The 6,071-nt window shown below is 47.6% G+C and carries 7 protein-coding genes; 6 read left to right on the forward strand and 1 reads right to left on the reverse strand.

The genetic code is table 11. The annotated features are described in order from the left end of the window. The first annotated feature begins 5 nt into the window (after positions 1–5). From C5S61_RS19810 to C5S61_RS19830, 5 genes are all read left to right on the forward strand, one after another. Positions 6–416 (forward strand): hypothetical protein, encoded by a 411-nt coding sequence (locus C5S61_RS19810; protein WP_110517825.1) that lies wholly within the window; start codon positions 6–8, stop codon positions 414–416. A 246-nt stretch (positions 417–662) separates the two neighbouring features. Further along, positions 663–1,931, forward strand: coding sequence for a cellulose-binding domain-containing protein (locus C5S61_RS19815; RefSeq protein WP_110517827.1), 1,269 nt, complete (start codon positions 663–665; stop codon positions 1,929–1,931). 93 nt (positions 1,932–2,024) lie between these two features. Continuing rightward, entirely contained in the window at positions 2,025–2,420 is a 396-nt protein-coding gene (locus C5S61_RS19820) for a GntR family transcriptional regulator (protein WP_110517829.1), read from the forward strand. Continuing rightward, positions 2,417–3,313: an ABC transporter ATP-binding protein gene (locus tag C5S61_RS19825; RefSeq protein ID WP_110517831.1), complete on the forward strand. Its 897-nt coding sequence runs from the start codon at positions 2,417–2,419 to the stop codon at positions 3,311–3,313. Before C5S61_RS19820 ends, C5S61_RS19825 begins: the two co-directional genes overlap by 4 nt. Then, positions 3,310–3,984, forward strand: a complete 675-nt coding sequence (locus C5S61_RS19830) for an ABC-2 transporter permease (RefSeq protein ID WP_110517833.1) — start codon at positions 3,310–3,312, stop codon at positions 3,982–3,984. The genes C5S61_RS19825 and C5S61_RS19830 overlap by 4 nt, the downstream gene beginning before the upstream one ends. Before the next feature lie 2 nt (positions 3,985–3,986). On the opposite strand, the gene C5S61_RS19835 is transcribed toward C5S61_RS19830, so the two are convergent. Beyond that, a complete protein-coding gene (locus C5S61_RS19835; protein ID WP_240614541.1) occupies positions 3,987–4,859 on the reverse strand; it encodes an STAS domain-containing protein in 873 nt (290 codons plus the stop codon). 218 nt (positions 4,860–5,077) lie between these two features. Between C5S61_RS19835 and rarD the strand changes: the two genes are divergently transcribed. Continuing rightward, complete coding sequence (rarD, locus tag C5S61_RS19840) at positions 5,078–5,971, forward strand: EamA family transporter RarD (protein WP_110517838.1); 894 nt, start codon at positions 5,078–5,080, stop codon at positions 5,969–5,971. Positions 5,972–6,071 lie beyond the last annotated feature (100 nt).

Consider the following 6,071-nt stretch of genomic DNA (forward strand, 5'->3'; position numbering starts at 1 on the left):
TGGTAATGTCAACAAGCACAATCGCATTGCTTTGGACTGAACCATACCCACAGGTCATTCACGTTGGCCTTACAACTTTCAATTGGACGCTGCGCTGGTTTGCGAAAATAGATGTAATTCAAGCATATTGCGCTCAAACTCCACCTCAGATCCTTATTGTAAAACGTACACTTATCACGCTCAATGATGGATTTCAATGGGCAGTTGAGAGTCGTAACAATCCTCAGTTAAGCACGATCCCAATTCTCGTAGGAGCGATTGATCCAGTCGGCCATCCCTATCAAGCGAGTGCAGATCGAGCGTATCAGCTAGGCATTAATGGCTGTTTTGGCATCGTCTTTTCGCTTGAAGGAATTGACAGCATGCTCAGAACGCTGCTTACTAATCCAAAGCACGTTGGATTAAGCGACCAGTAATGCATGCGTTTGGCAAATGGCTAGGCCCTGATAGCAATCCCACCTCAATGCTCAGCCACACATTAATCGTAAAATTCCATTAATAATTCTAAAGAAATTAAGTATATTTTAATAAACATGCCATGCTAGGATACCTCTAAGAGCGCGTTTGGAATTGTTCGTTGTTCAGCTTCGTTCTGCTTTGGGATCGATTCCAAAATCTCACAACGCTCATTGTTATTCAATTGCTGTGGTTAGGAGTAACCGATGCTGTTTAGTTCAAATCGGGCATGGCGCTTGTTTATGATTCTGGTGTTGCTTGGGCTTGGTTGGATACAGAGCCAAAAACCAGTCCAAGCGCAGGCAATTAACGCCTGTGCAATTAGCTATACGATCGTTGGCCAGTGGCAGGGCGGCTTTCAAGGCGATATTGTCATTCGCAACAATGGCACCAGTTCAATCAACAATTGGACATTAACCTGGAATTTCAATAATCAAGTTATTTCGCAATTGTGGGGCGGCAGTTATAGCCAAACTGGCAACGCCGTCAGTGTCAGCAATCAGGCGTGGAATGGTACAATCGCCAGCAATGCCAGCGTTCAGCTTGGTTTTATTGCGAGCTGGGCCACGAGCAATCCAACACCAAGCAATTTTCAACTCAACGGCCTCGCTTGCAATGGCGGCACGCTTCCAACCGCAACCAACGTTGTGCCAACTGCGACCCGTACTCCTGCGCCAACTGCAACCAGCGTTGTGCCGACGGCAACGCGCACACCTGCGCCAACTGGCTGGAATCCACCAAGCAACTTGGTCACGCCGTTGAACGAAGTTTGGCAGCACGTCGAATCGACCTATGGCAATTTGTATGGCTTTCGCAATTATGGCTGGGATCAAGTGATTGCGGGCAATGGCTCAATTAATTATTGTGTGCGCTGGGATTCGGATGCGCCAGTTTCAGCCGCCTTGCGCGACCAAATTCATGCAGCGCTGGCTCGTCAATTCAAAAAATGGATGGATGCGATGCTTGATAACGGCCAAGGCAGCAACGGCTGGCCGTATACCAATGTCAATGTAAAAGTCGTTGGTTGGGCCGTACGCGATCGTAGCACCTTGCAATGGAGCGATAATTCAGTTGATATTTATGTCAACAATATTGCAGAGAATGCGCCGCAATGCGCACCGCCATGTGGCCGTTTCTTCAACCAAGATGGCGATTATTCCGATTGTCCAGGTGGCATCGACCATCACTACGATATGTCGCTGTGGCTGACCAAGGGCATGGCTGGCGGGGCTGGCGGCGATTGGGGCCAGCGCGTCGGCAGCGAATATTTTGTCAATGCCCTCAACAGCGAGAATATTCACATCTTTCTCCACGAAGTTGGCCATACCTTTGGACTTGACGATTTTTACGATTGGAACCCAACCGGAATCAATGGCTTTTTGATGAAAGCTGGCAGCGCAAGCCAAATTACCGAGTTTGATAAATGGATGTTGCGCGATTTCTGGCGGCATCTCAAGAGCCGCTACGGCTACTAAACCACTCCAAAAGCGAACAACAGCGACCAGCGCAATGCTGGTCGCTGTTGTTTTAGCGCTTGACAAGCTGTACATACTGTATATACTGTGTATATGAGCATACACAGTGATTTAATTATTTCACGGACTGATGGTCGTCCGATGTATTTGCAAATTATTGAGCAAATCAAACAACGGATTGCGCTTGGCGATTGGCCAGCAGGCAGCGAAATTCCCTCAATTCGGCAGCTCGCAATTGATTTGCGAATTAGCGTAATTACGGTCAAACGCGCGTATTTTGAGCTAGAGCACGAGGGAATTATCGTAATCCAGCATGGCAAAGGCTCGTTCGTTGCCACAAATACCCAACTTAGTCGCCAAGTATGGGAGGATGAATTGAATTCGTATCTTGAGCAGGTAGCACGTTTAGCAGCATTATTGGGTTTATCGAATGAACAATTAATTCAACGCTTGCATGCTGCGGCCTCGCACAAACAGGAGCTTTTATGAATAGTCATGCCGTTGAATTACACAACGTTGGCAAAGATTATAAATATTTTCGTCTGAACGATATTTCGTTGAACTTACCAACTGGCAGCATTACTGGATTTATCGGGGTTAATGGCGCAGGCAAATCGACGACGATTCGCATTTTATTGGGCTTAGTGCATCAAGATCGTGGCTCGGTGCAGGTATTGGGCCAGTCGATGCCTGATCAACAGGTGCTCGCAAAGCGCGAAATTGGCTATGTTTCCGAGGATATGCGGCTCTATCCCAAGGCCAATTTGGCGTGGCATATGCAGTTTATTCAAGCGATTTATCCCAATTGGGATCAAGCCTATGCAGAGCAATTGCTTAAGCGCTTCGACCTGCGGGCCGAACAGAAAATCAAGGGTTTATCGCATGGCCAGCGGGTAAAAGCCACATTATTGTTAGCGTTAGCCCATCGCCCAAAGCTGTTGGTGCTCGATGAACCGACGACCGGGCTTGATCCGGTGGCGCGCCAAGAAGTATTAGCAGCGTTAATGGAAGTGCTGGCCGATGAACAACGCACGATCTTATTCTCATCGCACAATACCTTGGATGTTGAGCAAATTTCCGATCATGTGGCGTTTATTGACCAAGGCTCAATTATCGAATCCACATCCAAAGAAGATTTGCTTGATCTATGGCGACGGCTGCGGGTGCGCATTACACCAGGTCAATCAGTTAGCGAATTGCCACATATCGTTCAACAACAAGGCAATGGTCAATTACAAAGCTTTATTACGAATCGTTATAGCCCAGCATTACACCAAACCTATGAACAGGCAGGTTTAGAAATTCAAGCAATCGAATACTTAACCTTAGAAGAGATTTTTGTAGCTTCAATTCAAGCTCGGCGTGAAGGGAAAACTTTATGAACCCGATGATTAAACAACTTATTCGTAAAGATTGGCAGATTAATCGTAATATTATGGCTATTTATATTGGCGTAATGCTGATTGCGAATGTGATGCTGCTGGCTGATCCTAATAATATTGTTTTTGGTATGGGCTTAATTCTGATTCTGACAATTTTATTTATCATGTGTATTCATCTGACAACCAGCAATGTGATTAGCGAATACAGCCAAAAAACTGTGACTTTTATTATGAGTTTGCCAGTTTCGGCCCGTCAGTATGCGATCGCCAAGCTCGCTGCCAATCTTTCGATGTTTTGCGTGCCTTGGCTGATGGCATTGGTAAGCAGTTGGCTGATTATTCTGAGCAGCGACAGTTTGCCGAATGGATTAACGGCCTTAGCAACCTTGGGTTTAGTGGAAATTTTATTGAGCTACTGCCTGATTATGATGATGGGAATTGTGACCGAATCGCAGCATGGCGCAATTGGCGCGATGGCAATTGCCAATTTGGGCTTTCAAGCATTTTTATGGGGCATGCTGAAAATTCCGGCAATTGCCCAGCATCGTGATAGCAACGAATTGGCTTGGAATAGCACCGAATTGAGCATTTTGGCAATTCAATTGGTGGTGATTATTGGTTTATTAGGCACAACGCTCTTGATTCAACAACGCAAAACCAATTTTATCTAAAATTAGCGCGAGCGCTCCAAGGTGGCGTAGGCCACGCCGCTTTGTAAATTGCCGCGCACAATCAAATCGTTGAGATTCACGCCCAAGCCCACCAAGGTTTGGGCAACTTCTGGTCGAATGCCGGTTAAAATCACCTGCCCGCCCAGCAAGCGCACCGATTGCGCCGCTTGAATCAGCACATGAGCAACTTGCGTATCGACAATCGGCACGCCAGTAATATCCAAAATTGCAAAGCGCGTGTTCATAGTGCTAATGCCATGCAGCAAAGTTTCCATCATCTGCTGCGCCCGCCGCGTATCAACCGCCCCGATCAGCGGCATAATCACCACACTATCGGTAATTGGAATTAAGGGCGTGGAAATATCGGCCAAGGCTTCCTGTTGGCTGTTGATAATTGCCTGTTGCTCAAGCATATGGCGTTGCGCTTCGAGCACCTGTTTTTGCTCGGTAATATCGGCAACTTTGATGCACAACATATCGCTGCTCAGCGGAATCGCGGTTAAGCGGGCGATGCGTTCGCCAACCTCTGGCACCTTCATTACCAACTCATTAAGATGCATGGTTTCGCCAGAATCCAAGGCCTGGTGATAACGATTTAAGATTGCCAGCGGAATATCGGGAAAAATATCTTTGAGCAATTTGCCAACGTGCAAGCGCATATCAATCGTGGCATTTGGCATCAAACCATTCGAAAAGATCAAGCGAAACGAGGTAGGGTCGCTCACATCTTCCCGTTGCAACAAATCGATCCCAACTGGCAAATGTTTGACCAGATTTTCAAATAACGCAGCTTGCTGTTGGGCTTGGGCCAATTGGGCTTGTAATTCGGCAATTTCGGCCTTGAGTGCGGCGCTATCTGCTGCTGAATTGCTCATGTCAACGCTCCCTGATGGCGAATTAAGGGTACAACGCTTACGACGATGCAGCGAGTAAAGGTCAGCCAATGGCGAAATCATTCAGATCTGAGGTCTATTGAATGCGAGGCTTGAGCTTAAGCATAGCATAATTTTGGCCAAAATCAGCGATAATGCAGATAATCTGAAATTGATAATTCCAAGCACCAACCAAAGCGTGCATCAATGGGAGTGTTGGCATGAAACGGGGAATTCTCTACGCAGCCGGGGCTTATGCATGTTGGGGATTTTTCCCGCTCTACTGGAAGATGCTGAGCAGTGTTCCAGCCTTGGAAATTTTGGCCCATCGCATGGCGTGGTCGTTGGTTTTTGTCGGCTTTTTGGTGCTGGTTCGCGGCCAACTGGGCCAGTTTTTGCAGGTCTTGCGCAATCGCCGCACGGTGTTGATCTATGCGACCAGCGCGTTGTTGCTGGGCATCAACTGGTATGTTTACATTTGGGCGGTCAATGCCAACCATGTAGTCGAAAGTAGCCTTGGCTATTTTATTAATCCGTTGGTCAATGTGGCGTTGGGCATGCTGTTTTTAGGTGAACGGGTGCGACGCTGGCAAGGGATTGCGATTGGTTTGGCGACGATCGGAGTCGTTTATCTCAGCGTGGCCTTGGGCGTGTTGCCATGGATTGCCTTGGCCTTGGCGTTTAGCTTTGGCTTTTATGGCCTGATTCGCAAAACCGCTGCCTTGGATTCGCTACACGGCCTCGCCTTGGAAACCGTGGTCTTTTTTGGGCCAGCAGCGGGCTATTTGCTGTGGCTGGAAACCCAAGGCAAGGCAGCATTTGGCCATCAATCGTGGACGGTAACGCTGTTATTGGCTGGAGCAGGCGTTGTTACGGCAATTCCGTTGCTGCTTTTTGCCTCGGGTGCACGCCAAATTCCAATGACAACCCTTGGATTATTGCAATATATCAACCCGACGATGCAATTTAGCCTGGGAGTTTTGCTCTATCACGAGCCAATTTCTGGAGCAAAGTTAATTGGATTTGCAATTATCTGGATTGCCTTAGCGTTGTATAGCCTTGAAAGTTATCTGCATCGTGGCCAGCCACTTAAACCTGCTGCCACAAATGGATAGGTTTTGAGCGATTGGGAGGTTGTGGAGCATGCCCTCACCCCCCAGCCCCCTCCTTTCAAGGGTAGGTTTTTAACAATTGATGGTGGCATGGAGCATGCCC

It is taken from the genome of Herpetosiphon llansteffanensis (assembly GCF_003205875.1).
Lineage (GTDB): Bacteria > Chloroflexota > Chloroflexia > Chloroflexales > Herpetosiphonaceae > Herpetosiphon > Herpetosiphon llansteffanensis.